We start from the raw sequence: 22,780 nt of genomic DNA on the forward strand, positions 1-22,780 counted from the left end.
GCTCTGTTGGACTGTATTGTTATCTCAGATTCCTGATAACACAGGGATAGTACCAGAAAATATAGATTGGATGGAACTGATAATGCTTAATCCTTGTTTACGGATCGTACTGATAAATCCTCGGATACGAGCAAATTGTTCAGCGCCTTGAGCGGTCCGAAAACCACCGGATATTTTTTGTTTGCGTTTCATCATTCGTAAATCACGCTCAGCATCATTATTGGTAAATGGAACTGCCAGATCATGAAGAAACCGTAAAACGTCTTGTTTGTAATGAAATAAACGCCACAAGAGGTTGTGACCTGTCCGTCGACGGTTGTCGACCTGTTTGCCTTTGCATGGCAATGGCGGCAGCGTTTCATGATACGCCAGCCCATCTCGAATAATCTTCTTGTAGATGTTGGTCAACCGCTTGATGCGAGCAACAGGTATTGCATGATGTGCATTAAAATGACGACAGCGAAGAGCCACACGTAATAGTCGGGTCATAGCCTGTGCCCATGGTTCTTTGTCATGCTCGGTTATTGCTTTTAATTCACGCAAGTGATGCTGGTTGCATAGGGCATGCTCCACACCTCCCAAATTGTAATAACTTTTCAGTGATCATGAATGACGGTACCTGAAAGGCCATCCAGTAATGATTTTCATTTTGGAGATATGTGATAATAAGTTGCCGTTTTAGTCGATGCCACATGCAACCATTGTGTTTTTCCGGCCACACGAAACCCTGTTTCATCCAGGTTTTTTACGGCAGCAGTTTTGACTGCAGACAATACCGATTCTTCAAATGATGCCAATGTATCAAAGGCAATCCGGTTATATCCAGTCCGTGTTGCAGTAGCCAGTTGAATTCCATACAGGTCATAAAACAACTGTTGCAGCCTGTCTTCTGGAATAAAATGCTGATATTGATAATACACGCTCCAACTACGAATAACTTCACCGTATTGGACAGGGGCAAGAACACCTGCAGGAAATGCTGCTGTTATCGTTTTATTACAGCACTCGCAATATTTTACTTCAGCCTGATGTTCCGTGACTTCAATTTTGGGTAGTGGAATATCAAAAACCTGGCGCTTCACAATTCCAATCACCGGCGTTGAAACTAATGAACCATAACAATCCGGGCATGTTAGCAATACATGGTTTTTGACAATATCTGGTGATTTAATCTGTTTTAACGTTTCGCCCTTGTGGCCTTTTTGGCCACCACTGTTACGTTTCCCATTTTCACGTAGTGATGTCGTATGGGGTAGTTTGCCTAACCCGTCACTTGAGGGGGGCTTTGAACTGTTGCTGCTATTCTTGTTCAGTCGTTTTTCCAGCTCTGCTATTCGTGCAGCTTGCTGTTCTACGATTTTTTCCAGTTCAGCAATCTTTGCCAAAAGCGTTATGATGATTTGTTCATGGTCTTTCATGCAGCTATTTGATCATAACCGCATAATTTTTCAAGTGTTTTTTACATTAATTTAATACCTGCCAGTTGCTGGAGATCCCTCGCTGCACTCGGGATGACGTGGGGAGTTACAAACCATTTTAACCCAGGCAAACATACGCGTAAAAAAAACCTGGTCATCATCTTATGATGACCAGGCTACAGTGAGTGAATCCTGCTTAGCCTGGGTACGCAGCGATATCCAGGAGCATCCCTAAACCTGGTTAGCCGCTGCGCGTTAACCAAGCTACGACAAATGCTTTCTAAATAATCAGAATATAAAGCGCTCCTGCTCCCCGTAATACCTGCACGAGCAACTGTTTATTTTTCTTTTGAGCTTCAGTTTGCAATGATCGAGTTGTTCTCGTTGGCTGATGATTAGCCGATACAATAATATCTCCAGGCCTTAATCCAGCTCGCCATCCCGAACTATTTTCAGATGCTCCAACCACTTGCACTCCAACGATATGGCCATGCAAAGGTGAGTCTTGTTCAAAATCTCGCAGAGCCAGACCATAAAGGAATGGATTTTTAGCTTGTAGCTTCTGCTCATGTTTTTTAACATCAGTAACAACCACATCAAAGGTCATGTCTTTGCCCTGACGTTTAATATTAATTTTAGCCGTACTACCCACTCTAAGTAAGCTGATGGTTGTTTTCACCTGCGATGCCTGGGTAATGGTTGTATCATTGATTTGAACAATCACATCCCCTGATTTCAAACCAGCCGCTTCGGCAGGAGAATTTTCATTGACTTGAGAAATTAAAGCTCCCTGAAAATTTTCTTCATATCCTAGAGCTTGAGCAAGTTCTGGTGTAAGGTGTTGAACAAAAATTCCCATTAAACCACGATGTACTGAACCATACTTAATAATTTGGTCAGCAACATCTTTTGCCATATTAATAGGAATGGCAAAACCGATACCAACGTTGCCGCCGTACAGCGAAATAATCGCCGTATTTATACCAATTAACTCTCCTTTAGCATTCACCAAGGCACCACCAGAATTTCCAGGATTAATGGCTGCATCGGTTTGAATAAAGTTCTCTATGCCCTCAATATTCAAATCGCTGCGTTTCATAGCACTAACGATGCCAAATGTAGCCGATTGACTGTTACCAAAACTATTAAGACCAAATGGATTACCAATGGCAACAACAAAATCTCCTACTTCTATTTTATCCGAATCGCCAATAGGCAAACTCTTTAAATTTTTTGCATCAATCTTAAGCACAGCAATATCTGTTTCACTATCACCACCGATGATTTTTGCTTTCAGACGGCGTCCATCATTTAACGTAATGGTAACCAGTGTTGCATTGCGAATCACATGATCATTGGTCAGAATAATACCATTTTCAGGATCAACGATCACACCAGAACCGATGCTTTGGAATTTCCTGGGCTTTTCAGGAGCATTTTGCGATTTATCCTGATTATCATTATTATCATCATCCTCTGGAAGAGGAACATTTCCAGGAATAATGCCTTGCACTGCCACGTTAACGATGGCAGGCATGGCAGACTTTAAAACGGGAGCCAGCGTAGGCATTTGCTTAAGTTCATCGGCTGCATGCGCAAACGAGACCAAAAACAAACATATACCAGCTAACCAATATTTAAAATAATAAGTCATGCTATTTATCCTGTTTAAACCAAATTAAAGTTGCCATTCTACCGGTTTGAGCCTCACGACGGTAGGAATAAAATTGTTTTTCATGTTCCAATGTACAGGCAGAAGATTGGTACACAGCCGCAATCCCGCAAGTGTTGAGTATTAATTCTGCCATTTGCGGCAGATTCGCTAACCATCGATGATTATGTTTACGAAACGCCTCTTTTGTATAGGGGTAACGACTTACATACACATCCCAAACATCGTCACCTACTTCAAAACAAGTCTGACAAATGGCAGGCCCAATCCACGCCATGATATCACTGCTGGAGCTATGCATTTTTGCAAGTGTATTTTCAATGATTCCATTCACTAATCCTCGCCATCCTGCATGAATAGCAGCAATCTCAGTACCTTGAGCATCACAGAGCATGATTGGCAAACAATCAGCCGTCATAATCGCCAATGGGTACGTTTTATCGCGAGTAATTGCCGCATCAGCCAGCCGTTGTGATTCTTCTTCAACAACAATACAGCGATTGCTATGGGTTTGCTCCAGCCAAACCGGTTCTTGGGGTAACATCAAGGTTGTTCTTAACTGGTTACGATTTTTTTGCACGTGAGTTTCATCATCTCCCACATGCAGCGCTATATTATTGCTATCGTATGGAGGCTGGCTAAAACCACCAATGCGGGTGGTTGTTAACGCAAAAATATTTTCAGGAGCAGGCCAATTAGCCGCTAAATTAAACATAGGCATCCAATTGTGTTAATAATTTTTGAAAATCATCCGGTAATGGTATAGAAAATGTCAACTCTTTCTGTGAATCAGGATGCCGCAAAGATAAAAAGTAGGCATGCAGCGCTTGCCTTTTAAAGGCTTGTAAAATTTGACGTAACTCCAGGGAAGCACCACCCGGGAAACGCGTTCGCCCCCCATAAAGCAAGTCTCCAACAATAGGATGATTGATATATTCCATATGGACACGTATTTGATGGGTGCGTCCGGTCAACAATTTTACTTCCAGCAACGTAAAATACTGATATTGCTTATGCACTGAAAACTCAGTGATAGCCTCTTTTCCTTGCTGGCATACCGTCATTTTCAAACGATTTCTTGGATGGCGGCCATAAAAAGTTTCCAGTTTGCCACCTGCAATCACATGCCCATACACCAATGCCAAATAACGCCGTTGTATTTCTCGTGCCTGCATTTGCCGTATCAGAGCAGTATGTGAAGAAAGCGTTTTTGCAACAATCAACAATCCTGTTGTATCTTTATCCAGACGATGAACAATCCCGGCTCTTGGTAAATGATGCAAATCCGCATGATGATTTAGTAACGCATTCACCAACGTATGATTTGGATTGCCTGCTCCCGGATGAACGACCAGGCCCGCTGGTTTATTAATAATAATCAAACAATCATCTTCATAGACAATATCTAAGGGAATTTGTTCTGCATGACAGGATGTCTCTTCCGCTTGCAGTAACACCTGCAATAGAATTTGCTCGCCGCCATATACTTTATCCTTTGGTTTAAACAAACGCTGATTGATGGTAATTGCACCTTCTTTCAACCAATGACTGAGTTGGGAACGAGAAAACTCAGAAAAAAGTTGTGCAAGCACCACATCAATACGTTGGCCACGATATTGCTCTGGCACAATGATTTCTTTGGTTAACCTTTCATTCATATAAAAAAATACTCAGCCTTACAAAAGCTGGATAAATAATAAGTAGGAATCGTTGTCCCAACCATCGTTCAACTGGGGTTAAGCGACTGCCACAGGTTGTTCTGCCACCAACCTACCACGTAAAGAATTGGGTTGTGCTTCAGTAATCAAAACGTCTGCAAACTGTCCAATTAACTCAACTGGACCATCAAAATTCACAACACGATTGCATTCAGTGCGTCCAGCCAGCTGTTGGATATTTTTTTTGGAAGTGCCCGTGATTAAAATTCGCTGAGTACTACCTATCATGGATTGACTATAACGTGAGGCTTGTAACAAAAGGCGATCTTGCAAGATTTTCAAACGCTGTTTCTTAATCGCCACTGGAGTTTCATCCGGTAGATTGGCCGCAGGGGTTCCTGGTCTTGCGCTGTAAATAAAACTAAACGATGTATCAAAGCCCAACTCATGTACCAAATCCATGGTATCCTGGAAATCACGATCCGTCTCACCGGGAAATCCAACAATGATATCCGTTGAAAGACGAATATCTGGACGAACTTTACGCAGCTTACGAATTTTTGATTTATATTCCATGGCCGTATAGCCACGTTTCATTAACGCAAGAATGCGATCGGAACCACTTTGCACGGGTAAATGCAAGTGATTAGCCAACTCAGGCACTTCAGCAAAAGCCTGAATCAAATTATCCGAGAATGCAACCGGATGAGACGTCGTAAAACGAATCCTGTCGATGCCATCAATTGCAGCCAAATAATGAATAAGCAATGCCAGATCTGCAACTTCACCATGATGCATCGCACCACGATAATCATTAACATTTTGACCAAGCAAATTGATTTCTCTTACCCCCTGGGCAGCCAATTGATAACATTCAGCAAGCACATCGTCAAATGGTCGACTAATTTCTTCTCCACGAGTGTAAGGTACAACACAATAACTACAATATTTGCTACAACCTTCCATAATCGATACAAAGGCAACCGGTCCTTCTGCGCGCGGAGCAGGTAAGTGGTCAAATTTTTCTATTTCAGGAAAACTGATATCCACCACTGGTTTTCTGGTATTCATCCGCTCTTCAAGCATGCTAGGCAACCGATGTAATGTCTGCGGTCCAAACACCAAATCAACAAATGGAGCACGCTTGATAATATCCGCCCCTTCCTGGCTTGCCACGCAACCGCCAACCCCTATCACCACATGTGGATTATTACGTTTATATTCGCGCCATTGCCCTAGTTGAGAAAAAACTTTTTCCTGTGCTTTTTCGCGAATCGAACACGTATTCAATAAAATAACATCCGCTTCTTCGACTTGCTCCGTTTTCTCTAAACCATGAGATTGCAGCAATATTTCCGCCATTTTGGACGAATCGTATTCATTCATCTGGCAACCATTTGTTTTAATATAAAGTTTTTTTGTCATAATAATTCAATGAATGTTCCTGGTTTGAAGCTGTGTTGTTACAGAACAACATCATTCTATTGCCTGCTCGACTACCCCTCGACACTTTTACAATAAGTTTCGCGTATGAGTGGCAAAACCAACAGTGAAATTAACATACCCACCGGCAACAATACCAAAGCAATATGGTATGCTTCAATAGGATAGATTCGAACGCCATTGACGGTTTCTCCTTTCCAAAGCATATCAAGAATGTAACCTATCACGGGTTGTGCAACTGCTATACCAATCATGTTCATCATGTTCATGAAACTTAAACCAGTAGCCACATAGCGTTTATTACATAACTCTTTCGCTACGGCAAAAGCAGGCAAAAATCCTGCTGAAAAAACACCAAAGGCAAACAGTAAAAATTGCATTATGATGCCGGATTCAATTGGAGCATAAATGAAAAGAACGCTGCAAATGAGTGCCCCAATGCTTCCAATACACATAGGAGGCTTACGACGGCCAATGCGACCAGAAAATATTCCCCATAATGGACTAGCCACCGCCCATCCAATAAAAACCAATGAAATATAATTTGCAGCGGTTGCCTTTGCAATCTGCATCTTAAACATTAAAAAAGGCACGCCCCATAAGCCACAAAATACAGGAGTGGCCATGTACATCAAACCACCATAGGTAGCAACCAGCCATAATTGCTTATTTTTTAAAAGCGCCACCAGACTGCGTAGCAAAGGCTCATCATCGGTACTTGGCGACACCTCAGTTTGTTGCTTGCCATTGTTTTTGGGAACATCTCTGGCAACCATATATATGAGACATGCAAGCACAATACCAATACTACCCATAATCACCATGCTATGTCGCCAACCGTAGGAATCAATGAGTAAAGCCAACGGCGTTTCACCACCAATAGCGCCCAGCATGCCTATGGTCACCATGATTCCTGTCAACAAGGCAAAACGTTCCGATGCAAACCAATTGGCAGCCAACTTCATCGTACCAACCGCCGCAAAAGCTGAGCCAAACCCAATCATAAGTCGGGCCAGACAAGCCATGTAAAAACTATTGGTTAAGCCAAAAGCAATCGTACTGGCAGCACAGATAGAGGTCGCAATGGTAAGCAATTTTCTGGGGCCAAAATAATCCAATAATACACCGCCCGGAAGCTGCATGGATGCATAAGAATAAAAATAGACACCAGACAAAATTCCCAAGGTATGGCTGGTGACTGAAAAATCGCGCATTAATTCCGAACTCATAACGCTAGGAGAAACTTGCAAAAGACATTCATAGAAATAGAAGAGACATCCCAAACCCCACACAATCCAAGGCATGATTGCCTTACAAGACAGTATATCAGAAGCTGCCGATTGCGGATTGCTATAAGCCATATATTCATATCTCCGTTAGTTAAATGAAATCCGATGTTATTTGTAAGTTTCTTGTAGGATTATCGTTTCTAGCGCACGAAATTAAAATCTTATCAGCTTGACCACTATTTGTCTATTCTGTATTGACATATTAGACAATACTTTCTTTCTAACTAAACCGTTGCACAGGCCCGTTATGAATTTTAATTTCAGTCTTGACATCATCGCCTGAAAAGGACAAAATCTCCGCCACTTGTGGCTATGTAGCTCAGCCGGTTAGAGCGCGGCACTCATAATGCTGAGGTCGGTGGTTCGAGTCCACCCATAGCCACCATGTTTATTCCTACCTATCCAGTTCATTCAGAAATGACTTATTATATCCTCGTAACCAACCTGAAAAGCTATTAATTAAAGCCATCTAAGCAAAATAAGATCATACCATTTTACGCAACAAACGCCGGCTCTTTCCCATTTAAGGGGGCAGCTTTAATCACCCGCAGAGGACCTTAACACGTACTCTATAATTTTCAAAATTTCTAAAACCATAAGCTCTTCGCTGAATGAGTTTCATTTTGCGATGAAAGCCTTCTGTTATTCCATTTGACTTACTAAATCGCCACATTCTGGCCACTTCATCTTTCCAAGCCCAAAGTGTTTTACCTAATGATGCTAATGCTTTAAAACCACTTTGCTTTAACTCAGCCAACATTTCTAAGAAAGTAGGTATTACTTTACGGCACTCATGCTGTGTTAGCGCCCTTTTCATTAATAGTGAGTGCAGTTGTTGCTGAAATTGATATATAGCCTCTATTGCAGGATTTTCAGTGAAAAACGCATCTCTTTTGACTTTCTTCTCATCACTTAAGTTATCAGGTCTTGTTCTTAATAAGGCTAAGATACCTCTATTGTTTTTAATTTCAGTGGAGAGTTCTCGACAGGTCATCATACACTGATGTTGAATTAAACGGATTACATGAAACCTATCAGCCACTATCATAGCATTAGGAAAGTACTTCTTTACTAAGGAACGGTATGTACTGCTCAAGTCCATACAAATCACTTTGACACGTTCTTTTCCAGGTAATTGCTGGAGATATTCTTTTAATTCTTGCTCACGACGGCCACGAACCACATCAAATATCTTATGTTTTCTTAGGTCACAAAAAGTAGTTGCAAACCCTTCTTTCTTACTGAAAAAATGTTCATCAATACCCAGTACCACAGGACATGGTTTATTGATTAATTCTCGATGTTGCTCTTCATAATGCCGCTGATACCAGCGCTCTATGGTCGCTTTTCCTTTCTTATAACGCTCTGATAAATCTTTTTGCGATACCCCGCGGCTATGCTCATGAAACACTGCAGCTTGAGCTCGCCAAGTAGCACGTTGATGTTTATTGATACCGGGAAACTGTTGATTACCATAGCGACAACAAGTATGACAATAAAGCTTATACGCTTTAAACCTCAATACACTTCGACGATGCCCTATTAACTCATGATGTACTGTTCTTACATACGATGATTTCTTGCGAACCTGCTTACTTTGGCAATGACTACACCGAGCTAATCGGTTATAAGTTACATCTAATAATAAGGGTTGATACCCACTCACTTTTAATATGGAAAATCCAGGTAAATTTAGGATAAGATTGTTCTTAGGCACTTTAATCTCCTTTTGATCGCTAAATCAAGGACTTAGTCTAGACTAATTTGATTAAAGTGCCCCCTTAATTGGTGTAGAGCCCAAACGCCTTCATAAAGTGACTAAAAATTTGTCATTTTCGCGCAGGTGGAAATCTATTCCTTATGATGGATCATGACTTCGTTTGCAAGATGGATTTTAATGTGCTCTAAAATAGCACAAATAGATATAATACAATCAAAATATGATTTTGCCCTAAACCATCTAAGCCTATAAATTTTTTGTTCAATGTAAAAGAATTTAACCTCTTTAGAGCAGGAATCGCTGTTACAGACATTTATTTTTGGTTATTATGAATGTAATTAGGATTTTACGGTTGTTCAATGCGAATTTTTTGGTTTATCTTGTCATTCTGTTCTGGTCTTCTGTGATCAACGCGACAGAAATTAATATTAAAACCCTCACCCGAGGCAGCAAGCATGCTTACCTTGTTGAAGTGGGTTCTTTTACGCAAAAAAAAGAAGCGGAAGAGATTCAAAAAAGATTATCGGCCTCATTGAAACAACCTGTCAGAATTGAGCCTATCGACAATAAGAGTGCTTATCAGGTACAAATTGGACCAATCAGTGATTACGCCGTTGCGCTTGATCTTAAAAAGATGATTGCAAGCTCTATTCATAAACCATCGGCTAAAACCCCTGCATCGCCCAAACCCGACACCCCTCCAAAGAACGCGGCTGAAAGAATTACTGCTGAAAAATCTCCTGAAGAAACGACTCATTCCTCATCTACTGATACTGAGAAAATCTGGAATTTAAGAAACGCAGACATCCGTGCTGTCATTGCCGAGGTTTCACGATTGACGCATAAAAATTTTCTGATTGACCCGCGGGTGCAAGGGAAAATCTCTATTATTTCCGCAACCCCAATGAATGATAAGGAATTATATCAAGCATTCCTTTCCATGTTACAAGTATCCGGGTATGCAGCTGTTCCAACGGGTGATGTGATAAAAATCATTCCAAACATTGACGCAAAGACGCAAGCACCCGATTTACTCAGTCAAATGACAAATCCGCCTCAAGGCGACGATATGATGGTGCAAGTCATCCCTGTTCATTACGTTCCTGCTGAACAATTGGTTCCGGTGCTGCGACCATTAATGCCACAATGGAGCAGCATATCCGCTTATGCTCCCTCAAATATGCTAATATTATCGGGCCGTGCAAACAATATTAAACAGTTAGCCAATATCATCAAGCAAGTAGACAGCTCAAGCGCAAACGGTATCGATATAGTGCCATTAAAGCATGCCCTAGCCATGGATATCGCCAATACTTTAAAAGATCTAATCAAAACGCAACCTGGCTCACTCCATAATCAAACCATGATAGCGGCAGATGACCGCAATAACGCCATCCTCATTAGTGGCGGAAAAACGGAGCGTATCCGGTTACGATTACTGATTTTACAATTGGACAAAACAGGACCATATGGTAGTAATAGCAATACCCAGGTTATTTACTTAAACTATTTGCGCGCTGAAGATTTAGTCCCTATTCTGGCCGGCATTGCTCAAGCAAGTTTTAGCGGTACTGTTGGGACAACCATCGGGACAATCACCAGACCAGCGCTGGACAGCACCAATCCGGCATCCAATATGGCCAGCGGTACATCCAGCGGCGGTCAAACCGCCGCAGCAAGCGCCAATTTTACGCCAGCTACCAATCCTCAAGCGACACCAAACACAACAGGAGCGGCAACTCAAAATGAAGGAAGCACTAAACCTACCGTGCAAATCATTGCCGAACCAAACACCAATTCGATTATTATTAACGCGCCAGCCACTCTGATTCGCATGCTGAAAGTGGTCATCAGCCAACTGGATATAAAACCCGCTCAGATTCTAATTGAAGCAATGGTTGCAGAAATCAATGAAAGCGATATTAACAACTTGGGTATTGAATGGGGAACGGTGAATCAGGAGACATTATCAAACTCTACGTTTAGACCAGGTTTTGCCATTATTAACTCTCAAACATCCCTGGATCAATTTCAAGCACAAATTCATGCACTTGCCAGAGAACATAAAGCAAACATTCTTTCCACACCATCCGTGGTGGTATTAGATAATCGCCAAGCCAAAATTCTTATTGGTAAACAAGTGTCCGTCGCTACCTCTTCTTATCCAAATAATGCGGGTGGCACGACTACTGCGAGTCCCTTTACCACATTTGACCGGGTAAATGTCGCATTGCATTTATACGTCAGGCCGCAAATTACTCGCGGGAAAGGCATTCAAATGCAGATTGATCAGGGCAATGATACGCTTGATCCAGGCAGTACCCTTGATTCAAACACCAATCCCACCTTTAATATTTCTGCTATCGTCACTTCCGTACATGTGGAAAGTGGTGACATCGTTGTGCTTGGTGGGTTGGCCCAAGACAGCTTGGGAAATGAAGATAACCGCTTGCCGATTTTAGGTGATATCCCAGGCATTGGCCGCTTATTTCAGCATAATATTACTAGCCGCGAGAAAAAAGTTCTAATGGTCTTTATCCGTCCCCTTATCCTAAGAACAGAACGAGATACCGTGCAAGTCACTGGTGGTAAATATAATGACGTACGTCAGTATCAATTGGAATCCGTGCGAGAAGAAGAATACAATGAAAAAAATAAAGACGTTATCTTACCGCCTTTACAGGAAGCACGTTTGCCAAAACCATTCTGCCATCCTCCGGTTAAACCACCTGCCCCTCCTGCGGTATTACCGGCAACAGTAACTAAATAACCATGGATATTCGGGAACAACATTTACCTTATCTATTTGCCAAAAAGCACGGCGTTGTTGCCGCCGCTGTAGAACCGGATGGAAAAATACTGGTGTATCATTTGCCCGATACACCATTTCAGATTTTTTCTGAAATCAGACGCATGCTAGGATGTAATTTAAAACTTCAACAAATAAACGAGACAGAATTTCAACAGCATTTAGCCAATTTCTATCAATCACAATCCTCTATTCTTGATGCCGCTGAAGGAATGCAAGATGAACTGGATTTAAACCAGTTAGCGGACCAACTTCCAGTCAGCGAGGACTTGCTGGATAACCAGGATGATGCTCCAATTATTCGCCTGTTAAATGCTTTATTCACTCAGGCTATTAAGCAAAAAGCATCGGATATTCATATTGAAACCTATGAAAACCGCGTACTCGTACGCAATCGAATCGATGGCGTATTGCAAGAAGTTCTTGAAATCCAGCGAGGCATTGCTCCACTTGTTATTTCACGTGTAAAAGTCATGGCAAAACTGGATATTGCCGAAAAACGCGTGCCACAAGACGGCCGGATTGCTTTGCGTGTTGGTGGTCATAATATTGATGTGCGTGTATCAACGCTGCCCTCAAACCACGGTGAACGGGTTGTATTAAGAATTCTAGATAAGCAAGCCGCTCAGCTTGACTTAAACCTACTAGGCATGCCCCAAGACATCTTAAGTAAAATTCGTCATTTAATCGCGCAGCCTCATGGAATTTTATTGGTAACTGGCCCAACTGGGTCGGGTAAAACCACTTCATTGTATGCCATGCTAACCGAATTAAATCAGGTCAGTCGTAATATTTTAACCATTGAAGATCCTATCGAATACGATTTGCCTGGCATTGGCCAAACACAAGTAAACACTAAAGTACAAATGACGTTCGCCAAAGGTTTACGAGCTATTTTGCGTCAAGACCCGGATGTGGTCATGATAGGAGAAATCCGCGACTTGGAAACCGCCGACATTGCGGTCCAAGCAAGTCTTACCGGTCATTTGGTGCTTTCAACCCTGCATACCAATACGGCTTTAGGCGCACTCACTCGACTGCATGATATGGGAGTAGAATCTTTTCTCTTGTCCTCAAGCATTCTTGGATTGGTCGCCCAGCGATTGGTAAGAAAATTGTGCAGCCATTGTAAAACTCCTCATGCGTTACGCGACGATGAGCAAGAATTAATGAATATCAAAGAAGGCACGGACATATCTCATGTTTATGCACCACAAGGGTGTGATCATTGCAATCAGACCGGTTATCGTGGCCGCTCAGGTATTTATGAATTGATTATGATTGATGAAACCTTACGCGGAATGATTCACAGAAATGAAAGTCTGCAATCCATTGAGACATACATTCGCCCAACGATGCCAAGTATTCGCGCAGATGGATTTAAACGCGTTTTAGCAGGGGAAACGTCTCTGGCAGAAATATTGCGTGTAACCAGCACCTAATGAACCAATCAGTAATGCTGGTTGGTAAAACCATCAAAAATGCCTGGAAACGCATTCATACGCATATTCTCGTTGCATTATTTGCCGGGGCAACGGCATTATTCATTACGGCAGATAATAACTTGATTATTCTGCCCCTGACGATAGGACTCTTTCTATGTGGTTATTGTTTAAGAGTAAAATCCTGGCTTTCACAAATTGCCAATACGATGGCCATTGCTTTAACGGTAGTATTGCTTTTAGATGTTCCCGGCCTTAATCAGATTGACATTGTTTTTGCAAGATTTTTCAATGTGGTGTATGGTACGTCGATTGCTTTTCTAGTCATTTACATTTCAAGCTTCCTGAACATAGCCTCCCCTCCCGCCTTAGCTCATAACCGTCGCCAGGTGGTTCCTTGCGGACCATCTTCCAATTCAATTCCTTGCTCTAAAAGCAACTGCCTGATTTCATCAGCTCTGGCCCAGGCACGATTTTGTCGCGCCTCATTACGTTGCTCTATCAACTTCTCAATTACTTCTTTATCTTCATCAGCAAGTCCCGCCTGTAAAAATAACTCCGGTGATTCTTGCAACAATCCCAATATCTCCGCAAGTTGCTTTAATGTCGCAGCTAGCATAGGCGATTTTGTTTTATTAATTTCATGGCTTAGCTGAAAAAGCACAGACAATGCCTCAGGCGTGTTGAAATCATCGTTCATCGCAGACACAAATTTTGTTATCCACGCTTGATCAGGTTCCTGATCAGCGCAATCGATTTCCTTAATGGCTTGATATAAACGCAATAATGCTTTATTCGCATTCAAAAGATTTTCTTCTGAATAATTGAGCGGGCTGCGATAATGACTGCTTAATAGAAAGTAGCGTATTACTTCAGGATGATGCTTTTTTAATACGTCAGCAATGGTAAAAAAATTGCCGGTTGATTTTGCCATTTTCTCATGATTGACTTGTAACATGCCAACATGCAACCAATAATTGGCAAACGGATGCCCCGTAGCTCCCTCGCTTTGAGCAATTTCATTCTCATGATGAGGAAATTGCAAATCAGCGCCCCCCCATGAATATCAAATTGCTCACCTAATTCTTCCATGGCCATGGCTGAACATTCAATATGCCATCCAGGACGTCCTTCTCCCCAAGGAGATGGCCAACTTGGCTCATCCGATTTTGCCATTTTCCATAAGACAAAATCCAAAGGAGAACGTTTTTCCTTAACCACATCAACGCGCGCACCAGCCATCAAACCATCCAAATCTTTATGAGAAAGTTTGCCATAACTCGTGAAACGGGATACTTGGAAACAAACATCACCATTATCGCTGACATAAGCATGGCCATTATCCATCAATCGTTGAATCAACAGGATGATTTCTCCAATATGCTCTGTAGCGCGAGGCTCGCTATCTGGCGGCAATATATTCAAAGCCTTGGTATCTGCATTCATTTCAGCAATATAGTGGGCTGTCAACTCCTGAATGGACACTCCGCGTTCAAGCGCACGAATGATGATTTTGTCATCAATGTCTGTAATATTACGCACAAATTTGACCTCATATCCTTGTGCACGTAAAAAACGGACCATCACATCAAAACACACCATTGAACGAGCATGGCCCAGATGACACTGGTCATACACCGTAATACCACAGACGTACATGCCAATTTTTCCCGGAGAGATAGGGATAAATTCTTCTTTTTTACGCGTTAATGAGTTATAAACATGTAACATAGATGCTCCGACTACGATTGCCCCCAGGAATCCTTCAAATCCACCACTCGTTGAAATGTCGTGGCCTGACCATTTTTAATATCATTAACCATGTAATAACCTAAACGCTCAAATTGAAATACTTCCTCCAATGATTGAGAAGCTAATGATGGCTCACACCATCCCTTTACGATCTGAAATGAATCAGGATTTAAAAATTGCAAAAAATCATCTTCACGACCTGGATTTTCATCTTTAAACAAACGGTCATATTGATAAATATTAACCGGATGCGCATGAGCGGCTGAGACCCAATGAATCACCCCTTTCACTTTTCTATCTTCAGGATTTTTTCCTAATGTATGTTCATCATAGGTACAACGTAATTCAACAATCTCACCTTGAGCATCATGGATAACTTCCTTACAACGGATCACATACGCATGACGTAAACGCACTTCGGCGCCAGGAGATAAACGGAAATATTTCTTAGGCGGCTCCTCCATAAAATCACTACGTTCAATATAAATTTCACGGCCAAAAGGAATGACTCGATGACCATACTCAGAATTTTGTGGATGGCATGGAGCAGTTAGATTCTCCACGGTGTGCTCAGGATAATTTTCAATAATGACTTTCAAGGGCTCAAGAACGCACATGGCACGTTTTGCGGTCTGATTTAACTCATCACGGACACAAGCTTCAAGCAAAGTCATGTCAATGATGGAGTCACTTCGTGAAATACCAATCATTTCACAAAACTGACGAATAGCCGCCGGAGGATAACCTCGTTTCCGCATGCCTCGCAAGGTAGGCAGGCGCGGGTCATCCCAACCACGGACAATCTTTTCTTCAACCAGTTGTCTAAGCTTGCGTTTACTGGTTACCGTATGCGACAAATTTAACCGGGCAAATTCTGTTTGCACGGGCTTTGCAGGAACCGGCAAATGATCAATAAGCCAATCATATAAAGGACGATGATCTTGAAATTCAAGGGTACACAAAGAATGAGTAATCTTCTCTAGTGCATCTGAAAGCGGATGTGCAAAATCATACATTGGATAAATACACCAATCATTACCCGTACGCTGATGGTGTGCATGACGAATTCGATATAAAACCGGATCACGCATGTTCAAGTTACCTGATTGCATATCAATTCGAGCGCGTAGAACATACGATCCATCCTTAAACTCACCAGCTTTCATTCGAGCAAATAAATCAAGATTTTCTGCCACCGAGCGGTTTCTATACGGACTTTCACGCCCGGGCTCTTGCAGTGTTCCACGATAAGCACGAATCTCTTCCATACTTAAGCTATCCACATAGGCCAATCCTTTCTCAATCAGAATAACTGCAAAATCATATAACTGCTGATAATAATCCGATGAATGAGTCAACGCGTACCAATCAAAACCCAGCCAACGTACATCATCAATAATGGCATGGACGTATTCTTCTTCTTCCTTAATGGGATTGGTATCATCAAAGCGGAGAAAACATCGCCCGCCAAATTCTTCTGCCAAGCCAAAATTTAAGCAAATTGACTTGGCATGTCCGATGTGCAGATAACCGTTGGGTTCGGGAGGAAACCGGGTCACTATTTCCTGATGTTTACCACTGGCTAAATCTTCACTAATTAATTGTCTGATAAAATGGGATCGTTTTTCACTGTGTTCATTCATAATTTACTTCCAATATCCATCGCTTGTCGCATGCTATTGATAATTGTCGCACCAGCCTTGATTGCATCTTTATTTTCAAGGTATGACTGTTGTATCTCTTCAATAAGGGCCGCTCCTACAATGACCCCATCGGCAAATTGCGATACACGAGCCGCCATTTCCGGAGTCTTAATACCAAATCCTACCATAAGCGGCAACTTGCTATGAGCTTTGCGCTGTCTATACTGTTCTTGCACAGAATTCAATTCAAACGTATCAGCACCAGTCACCCCCTTCAACGAGACATAATAAAGGTAACCACGAGCGTAAGCAGCAATTAATGCCATGCGTTCATTCGTCGTGGTCGGTGAACATAAATAAATATTATATAAGCCAGCCTCTTGCCAGATGGAGGCAATATCGTGGCTTTCTTCTGGAGGCAAATCCACAAGAATGGTGCCATCAACACCAGCCTGTTTGGCTTGAGTCGCAAAAGTTTCATAGCCATATTGTTCAATCGGATTAAGATAACCCATGAGTATAATGGGCGTTTCATTGTCTTTTTGTCGAAATTCTTTCACCATAGACAGCACAGTGGCACAATGAACCCCATGAGCAAGTGCTCTTTCCATAGCGGCTTGAATCACAGGTCCTTCTGCCATAGGGTCAGAAAAAGGAATACCTATTTCTAAAATGTTTGCCCCTGCCTCAACCAGAGCATGCATAAGCGGCACAGTTATATCAGGCTCAGGGTCACCAGCTGTGATGTATGGGCTTAATATTTTTTTCCTGTTTCACGTAATCGGGTAAGTGTTTGATCAATGCGATTCATAAAGATATCTTCTCCAAACCTGCTACCGTATGAATGTCCTTATCACCACGTCCTGATAGATTAACAATAATCTGCCGTTGTTTATCCATTTGCTTTGCCAATTTTAGCGCATACGCAACTGCATGACTGGATTCAAGCGCTGGAATAATACCCTCAATTCGTGCCAGAGTATGAAAAGCGCTTAACGCTTCATCATCGTTAATGGTGACGTATTGCACCCGACCAATATCTTTAAGATAAGCATGCTCAGGACCAACACCAGGATAATCAAGACCCGCAGATATGGAGTAAGTATCTTGAATCTGGCCATATTCATCACATAACAAATACGTACGATTGCCATGCAAAACCCCAGGTCTTCCTTTTAACAATGAAGCTGCATGCTGACCTGTTTCAATCCCTTTGCCACCTGCTTCTACACCATACATGGCGACTGTCTTATCTTGTAAAAAGGGATAAAATAAACCCATAGCGTTTGACCCACCACCAACACATGCCACCAATGCATCCGGTAAATGCCCTGTTTTTTCATGCAATTGCGAACGAGCTTCCTGACCAATGATGGATTGGAAATCACGAACCATTTGCGGATAAGGATGAGGGCCAGCAACAGTCCCAATAATATAAAAGGTATTATCAATATGACTCACCCAATCGCGCATGGCCTCATTTAACGCATCTTTCAACGTTTTCGAGCCTGAATGGACTGGTACCACTTCCGCACCAAGAAGCTTCATACGATAAACATTGCTGGATTGGCGCACAACGTCTTCCGCACCCATGTATACCACACATTCCAGTCCCAGTTTCGCGGCGACCGTTGCCGAAGCAACGCCGTGCTGACCTGCCCCAGTCTCCGCAATAATGCGTTTTTTACCCATACGCTTGGCAAGTAATGCCTGGCCTACGGTATTATTGATTTTATGAGCACCCGTATGATTTAAATCCTCTCTCTTTAAATAAAGCTGGGCCCCACCAACGTGACTGGTTAATCGCTGAGCATGATAAAGTGGCGTTGAGCGGCCGACATAATTTTTTAATTCACTAGTAAACTCTGCCCAAAATTCAGGATCATGGCGAACTTCTTGATAAACCTGTTGCAATTCTTGGAGGGCAAACATTAACGTATCTGCCACAAAAACGCCGCCGTATTGGCCAAAATGCCCATATTCATCAGGGAGCTCTTTTTCGCTCATCCTCTCTCCTATATACCACTGATTTTAATAATCATGCCCTTTTCTTTAAAAAAGAATAAACCAAGAAAATATCAATTCGCTGAACTGAACGATGTTCGCCTGATCATGCAACGTCAATCAGCGGCAAGCGCTGACAAATTGACTCATCTTGTTATGATCCTTAATCCCGGAAGATGCTTCCACACCACTGCACACATCAACTGCGTCAATTAGCCCGCTAGAGACCGCTTTTTTCACATTATCAGCATTAAGCCCGCCTGCCAGAATAAGCGGTTTAGAACATTGTTGCGGAATCAGTTTCCAATCAAATGTTTTCCCACTACCTCCGCGACTTGAATCTGAAGGCGTATCAAGTAATATCGCTACAGCCTGCTGATGATGTTTTGCCGCCTGCAAAATGTGTTCTGCTGAAAGAGCAGGCACAGCCTTTATGTAGGGTTGTCGGAATTGCTGACAAAATTCTGGAGACTCATCGCCATGAAATTGCAGATAATCGATAGGCATTTCACTAAGAACACGCCTGACCAACTCAACTTCTGGGTCAACAAATACCGCAACCACATCAACAAACAGCGGTAAGGTTTTCAATAACACCTTTCCCTGCTCAACAGCAATGCATCGAACGCTTCGGGGATAAAAAATCAAGCCAATAGCATCAACACCTAAAATTCCTGCATGCAGGATGTCTTCAGCACGCGTCATGCCACACATTTTTATGCGTGTGCGATGCATCAATTAGGCTCCCACAAAAACATCGGGCCAGGGGAATGTTTCATTATACCAAATTCTTGAGGATACGTTACTTCCACCAAGTATAGGCCATAGGGAGGCGCTGTTTCAGCACCCAGTTTCCGATCCTTGGCGTGTAAAACCTCTTTAACCCATGATACAGGTTTGCGGTTGGAACCTACTGCAATAAGAACCCCCGCAATATTTCTTACCATATGATGTAAGAAAGCATTTGCGCTAATATCAATAATAATCAAGTCCCCATGACGTCCTACTTGCAAAGTCTGAACATTTCGCATTGGGGTTTTGGATTGACATTCCATGGAACGAAAGGAAGTAAAATCCTGTTCTCCCAAAAGGCACTGGCCAGCCTCATGCATCAAACGATGATCAAGTTGCCGATACTGCCAAGTCACATTGGAACGCAGTAAAGCAGGTCTTATGGCAGAATTATATATAATGTAACGATAGCGTCGTGATAAGGCAGAATAACGTGCATGAAAATCATCAGGTACGCTCTTACCCCATTTTACACACACATCTTTGGGTAAAAATGCATTTGCTCCATGAATCCATGATCGGATGTTACGCTCTTTTTCACAATCAAAATGAATAACTTGGCTGGTTGCATGCACACCGGTATCCGTTCTGCCAGCACATACCACACTGACTTCATGATCAGCAACATTACTCAGTGCATTTTCCAAGACTTGCTGAATCGTACGCAGACCAGTTTGCGCTTGCCAGCCATGATACTGACTTCCATCGTATTCAACCATTAAGGCAATACGCATGACGCAATTCTCACTAAAAACGGCCAATGTATAACACTGGAAAGAGTTTGTCTAGGTTCTATGAAGTTTTCCCTAACCTACAAGGGACATCGCGAAGAAAACCAATTATTTCAGTAAACATATCTTCGCGCATTGGGAGATTAGGATGTTTTCGGTTTAGCTTTTTACTTTAAATCATTCAACAAGCGCTTAGCCTCTTGTTGTTGCTCTTCGCTGCCATGCTCCAATACTTCCTGCAAAGATTGTCTTGCGGCTTCAAAATCTTCCATACTAATGTATGTTTTTGCCAAATCAATTAAAGTATCCAAAGCCCGCTTACTTTTTACCGGTTTGAGCATATCGGTTTCTAAATGAGGTTTAGGCTCAGGCTCAGGCTCAGGCTCAGGCTCAGGCTCAGGCTCAGGCTCAGGCTCAGGCTCAGGCTCAGGCTCAGGCTCAGGCTCAGGCTCAGGCTCACTAAAATTTAAGTCGAAATCAATGATATTGTCATCTTTTTCTTCCTGTATGGTCGCTGGTTTATCATGTCCATCATCCATCATTGGTTTTATTTCTTGAGGCAAAACTGGTTCATATTCAATGACAAACTCATCGCCCTCAGCTTTGTCAGGTAGCACTTTATTCTCTGATGTACCATTTGCTTTCTCAGGCAAATGCAATTCTTCTGATACCAGACCATGTTCAGACACTTCTGGTAAAGAAGGTTCAACAGCAATCCCTGGCTCTGGTTCTAACTTTGGTTCTAACTTTGGTTCTAACTTTGGTTCTAACTTTGGTTCTAACTTTGGTTCTAGCTTTGGTTCTAGCTTTGGTTCTAGCCTTGGTTCTGGTTGCGGTTCTGGTCCCTCCTCCGGCTCTAGCCTCTTTTCAGATTGTTTAGTGATGATACGTTCATCAATTTTAGCACCAGGTACCAAAGCGGAAATATCTTCCTTAACTTCAGGTTCGCCATGATTTACAGGTGGTTTTACGTCGTTTTTTCTTTTTAGCCAAAACCACCAATAACCTGCCCCACTGCCTGCAATAACCATAATTAAGAATAATAGCCACCATAACCAACGATAATCCGTTTCTGTTTCATGCTGAGCATTGGCCTGTCCGGCCAATCCTTGTCTTATCATAAGAGAGCGAACTTGCTTGCGTAACTGCTGCATTTCTTGCTCACGTTGCGCTAATTGTTGTTGCAAACGTTTATTCTCTGTTTGTAACAAGCGCAATTGCTCGTTCAATAATGCATTTGTTTCTCTGACCGATTCAATGGCCGCAATAGCAACATCCATTTCTGCCTTAATTTTACCCTGTTGCGCAGGCATTGGCTGATTATCCACCGTAACCGTTGATGATCCTGACGCAACATCACCGTGAACAGATAAGAGTGACGTCACTTTGGGTAAAAATGAAGAAAAATAAGACGTCGGAACGTTTGCTGCAGTGGGCTGAAAAGCCGCGGGTATAGACGGTAATATCGAAGCATGTTCATCTTCTTCCATAACAACGCCTGTCTTAGCCAGCTTTCCATCAATATAAGGGGGTAACAAAACATGCTGAATCGTCTGTTTTAATTGCCATGCATTGTCATGGGCATAAACTTCCAGTTTTGCCTGTTTTTCTGGAATTTTTCTAACCACATCACTGGCAGGAATAATTAATTTTATCCCTGCTTTAAGACCATTCAAATTGCCTTGTTCAAACGCTTGCAGATTTGTGCCTACGATAGCAAGAATCATTTGCTGCAATGTAACGTCCGGTGTTTTATAGCGCTGAGCTATTTGCCAAATATTTTCATTCGCCATCGTTGGCCCGTAAATCATGGGAGCACGTGCTGCTTCACTATCTGGGGCATGCTCAACCTGGCTTATCACTTCTTTTTCTAACACTCCAGACTGGTAAGAATCGGATTGATAAATTTGATGTTTTGTTACGTTACTACGCATTGTTTTTGCCGAAGACGTCAGTTGATAAGCGGGCGGGTCAAGCAAAACAGTATAAGCTCGATAAACTTGCCCATTGGCCCAAGCCAAATCTACTAATATTTCCAGATAAGGCTCAGAGATTCTTTCCACCGACTGAATCCGTACAATGGCTTTTCCTGTTTTATTTTTTTCAACGCGAAAAGTTAATAGATCCAATACAAAATTTCGTTCGAGACCTATGCGTTGAAAATCCTCAACAGCAGCAAGATTCGCCTTTATTCCAGCAAGTGGAATATTTCCTACATCAAGTAAGTTGATTTCAGCATCAAACGGTTGATTCAGATGGGAATGGACAACCATCTCACCCAAACCAATAGCAAAAACAGCGGGAGGAAACGCTAACAAAATGAGAAACGTATGCAGTAGAATTTTTTTCAACCAGCGCTCCCAGGGGCTCAAAGCAATTAACATGTTAATTGTTCAATAAAATTATC

General features: G+C 42.2%; 15 protein-coding genes, 1 tRNA gene and 2 pseudogenes. 3 read left to right on the forward strand and 15 right to left on the reverse strand.

The features are described 5' to 3' along the window. Positions 1-24 precede the first annotated feature (24 nt). From LOA_RS15870 to LOA_RS08715, 7 genes are all read right to left on the reverse strand, one after another. A complete protein-coding gene (locus LOA_RS15870; RefSeq protein ID WP_042238883.1) occupies positions 25-582 on the reverse strand; it encodes an IS66 family transposase in 558 nt (185 codons plus the stop codon). Positions 583-644: 62 nt separating this feature from the next. Next, on the reverse strand, positions 645-1,418 hold the full coding sequence (locus tag LOA_RS15875) for a DUF6444 domain-containing protein (protein ID WP_042238886.1): 774 nt from the start codon (positions 1,416-1,418) through the stop codon (positions 645-647). Positions 1,419-1,698: 280 nt separating this feature from the next. Continuing rightward, a complete protein-coding gene (locus LOA_RS08695) occupies positions 1,699-3,072 on the reverse strand; it encodes a Do family serine endopeptidase (protein WP_025385991.1) in 1,374 nt (457 codons plus the stop codon). A gap of 1 nt (position 3,073) precedes the next feature. Next, positions 3,074-3,805 (reverse strand): peptidoglycan editing factor PgeF, encoded by a 732-nt coding sequence (gene pgeF, locus LOA_RS08700; RefSeq protein ID WP_025385992.1) that lies wholly within the window; start codon positions 3,803-3,805, stop codon positions 3,074-3,076. Continuing rightward, positions 3,798-4,748, reverse strand: a complete 951-nt coding sequence (gene rluD, locus LOA_RS08705; RefSeq protein ID WP_025385993.1) for a 23S rRNA pseudouridine(1911/1915/1917) synthase RluD — start codon at positions 4,746-4,748, stop codon at positions 3,798-3,800. The genes pgeF and rluD overlap by 8 nt, the downstream gene beginning before the upstream one ends. Positions 4,749-4,826: 78 nt before the next feature. Continuing rightward, a complete protein-coding gene (miaB, locus tag LOA_RS08710) occupies positions 4,827-6,173 on the reverse strand; it encodes a tRNA (N6-isopentenyl adenosine(37)-C2)-methylthiotransferase MiaB (protein WP_025385994.1) in 1,347 nt (448 codons plus the stop codon). A gap of 71 nt (positions 6,174-6,244) precedes the next feature. Next, on the reverse strand, positions 6,245-7,552 hold the full coding sequence (locus tag LOA_RS08715; protein ID WP_025385995.1) for an MFS transporter: 1,308 nt from the start codon (positions 7,550-7,552) through the stop codon (positions 6,245-6,247). A gap of 236 nt (positions 7,553-7,788) precedes the next feature. Here LOA_RS08715 and LOA_RS08720 point away from each other — a divergent pair. Then, positions 7,789-7,865, forward strand: a tRNA-Met gene (locus LOA_RS08720). A gap of 156 nt (positions 7,866-8,021) precedes the next feature. Here LOA_RS08720 and LOA_RS08725 read toward each other — a convergent pair. Beyond that, positions 8,022-9,197: an ISL3 family transposase gene (locus LOA_RS08725; protein ID WP_025384767.1), complete on the reverse strand. Its 1,176-nt coding sequence runs from the start codon at positions 9,195-9,197 to the stop codon at positions 8,022-8,024. 331 nt (positions 9,198-9,528) lie between these two features. On the opposite strand from LOA_RS08725, the gene lspD reads away from it, so the two are divergent. Both lspD and lspE read left to right on the forward strand, forming a co-directional pair. After that, complete coding sequence (gene lspD / locus LOA_RS08730; protein WP_025385996.1) at positions 9,529-11,970, forward strand: GspD family T2SS secretin variant LspD; 2,442 nt, start codon at positions 9,529-9,531, stop codon at positions 11,968-11,970. Between the two features lie 2 nt (positions 11,971-11,972). Next, entirely contained in the window at positions 11,973-13,451 is a 1,479-nt protein-coding gene (gene lspE, locus LOA_RS08735) for a GspE family T2SS ATPase variant LspE (RefSeq protein WP_025385997.1), read from the forward strand. A gap of 373 nt (positions 13,452-13,824) precedes the next feature. Here the strand turns inward: lspE and cysS are convergent. From cysS to LOA_RS08770, 7 genes and pseudogenes are all read right to left on the reverse strand, one after another. Continuing rightward, positions 13,825-15,182, reverse strand: a pseudogene (cysS, locus tag LOA_RS08740) (cysteine--tRNA ligase). Positions 15,183-15,193: 11 nt separating this feature from the next. After that, the gene (locus LOA_RS08745) at positions 15,194-16,846 is read right to left on the reverse strand and encodes a glutamine--tRNA ligase/YqeY domain fusion protein (RefSeq protein WP_025385998.1); all 1,653 of its coding nucleotides are present in this window, start codon (positions 16,844-16,846) and stop codon (positions 15,194-15,196) included. Beyond that, positions 16,843-17,657: pseudogene (gene trpA / locus LOA_RS08750) on the reverse strand (tryptophan synthase subunit alpha). Before trpA ends, LOA_RS08745 begins: the two are co-directional and overlap by 4 nt. Next, on the reverse strand, positions 17,654-18,853 hold the full coding sequence (gene trpB, locus LOA_RS08755) for a tryptophan synthase subunit beta (protein WP_025385999.1): 1,200 nt from the start codon (positions 18,851-18,853) through the stop codon (positions 17,654-17,656). The pseudogene trpA and the gene trpB overlap by 4 nt, the downstream one beginning before the upstream one ends. 117 nt (positions 18,854-18,970) lie before the next feature. Further along, on the reverse strand, positions 18,971-19,585 hold the full coding sequence (locus LOA_RS08760; protein WP_025386000.1) for a phosphoribosylanthranilate isomerase: 615 nt from the start codon (positions 19,583-19,585) through the stop codon (positions 18,971-18,973). Beyond that, a complete protein-coding gene (truA, locus tag LOA_RS08765) occupies positions 19,585-20,376 on the reverse strand; it encodes a tRNA pseudouridine(38-40) synthase TruA (protein WP_025386001.1) in 792 nt (263 codons plus the stop codon). Before truA ends, LOA_RS08760 begins: the two co-directional genes overlap by 1 nt. A 164-nt stretch (positions 20,377-20,540) precedes the next feature. Continuing rightward, a complete protein-coding gene (locus LOA_RS08770) occupies positions 20,541-22,757 on the reverse strand; it encodes a FimV/HubP family polar landmark protein (protein ID WP_025386002.1) in 2,217 nt (738 codons plus the stop codon). Positions 22,758-22,780 lie beyond the last annotated feature (23 nt).

The sequence above is a fragment of the Legionella oakridgensis ATCC 33761 = DSM 21215 genome, from assembly GCF_000512355.1.
Classification (GTDB): Bacteria; Pseudomonadota; Gammaproteobacteria; order Legionellales; family Legionellaceae; genus Legionella_A; species Legionella_A oakridgensis.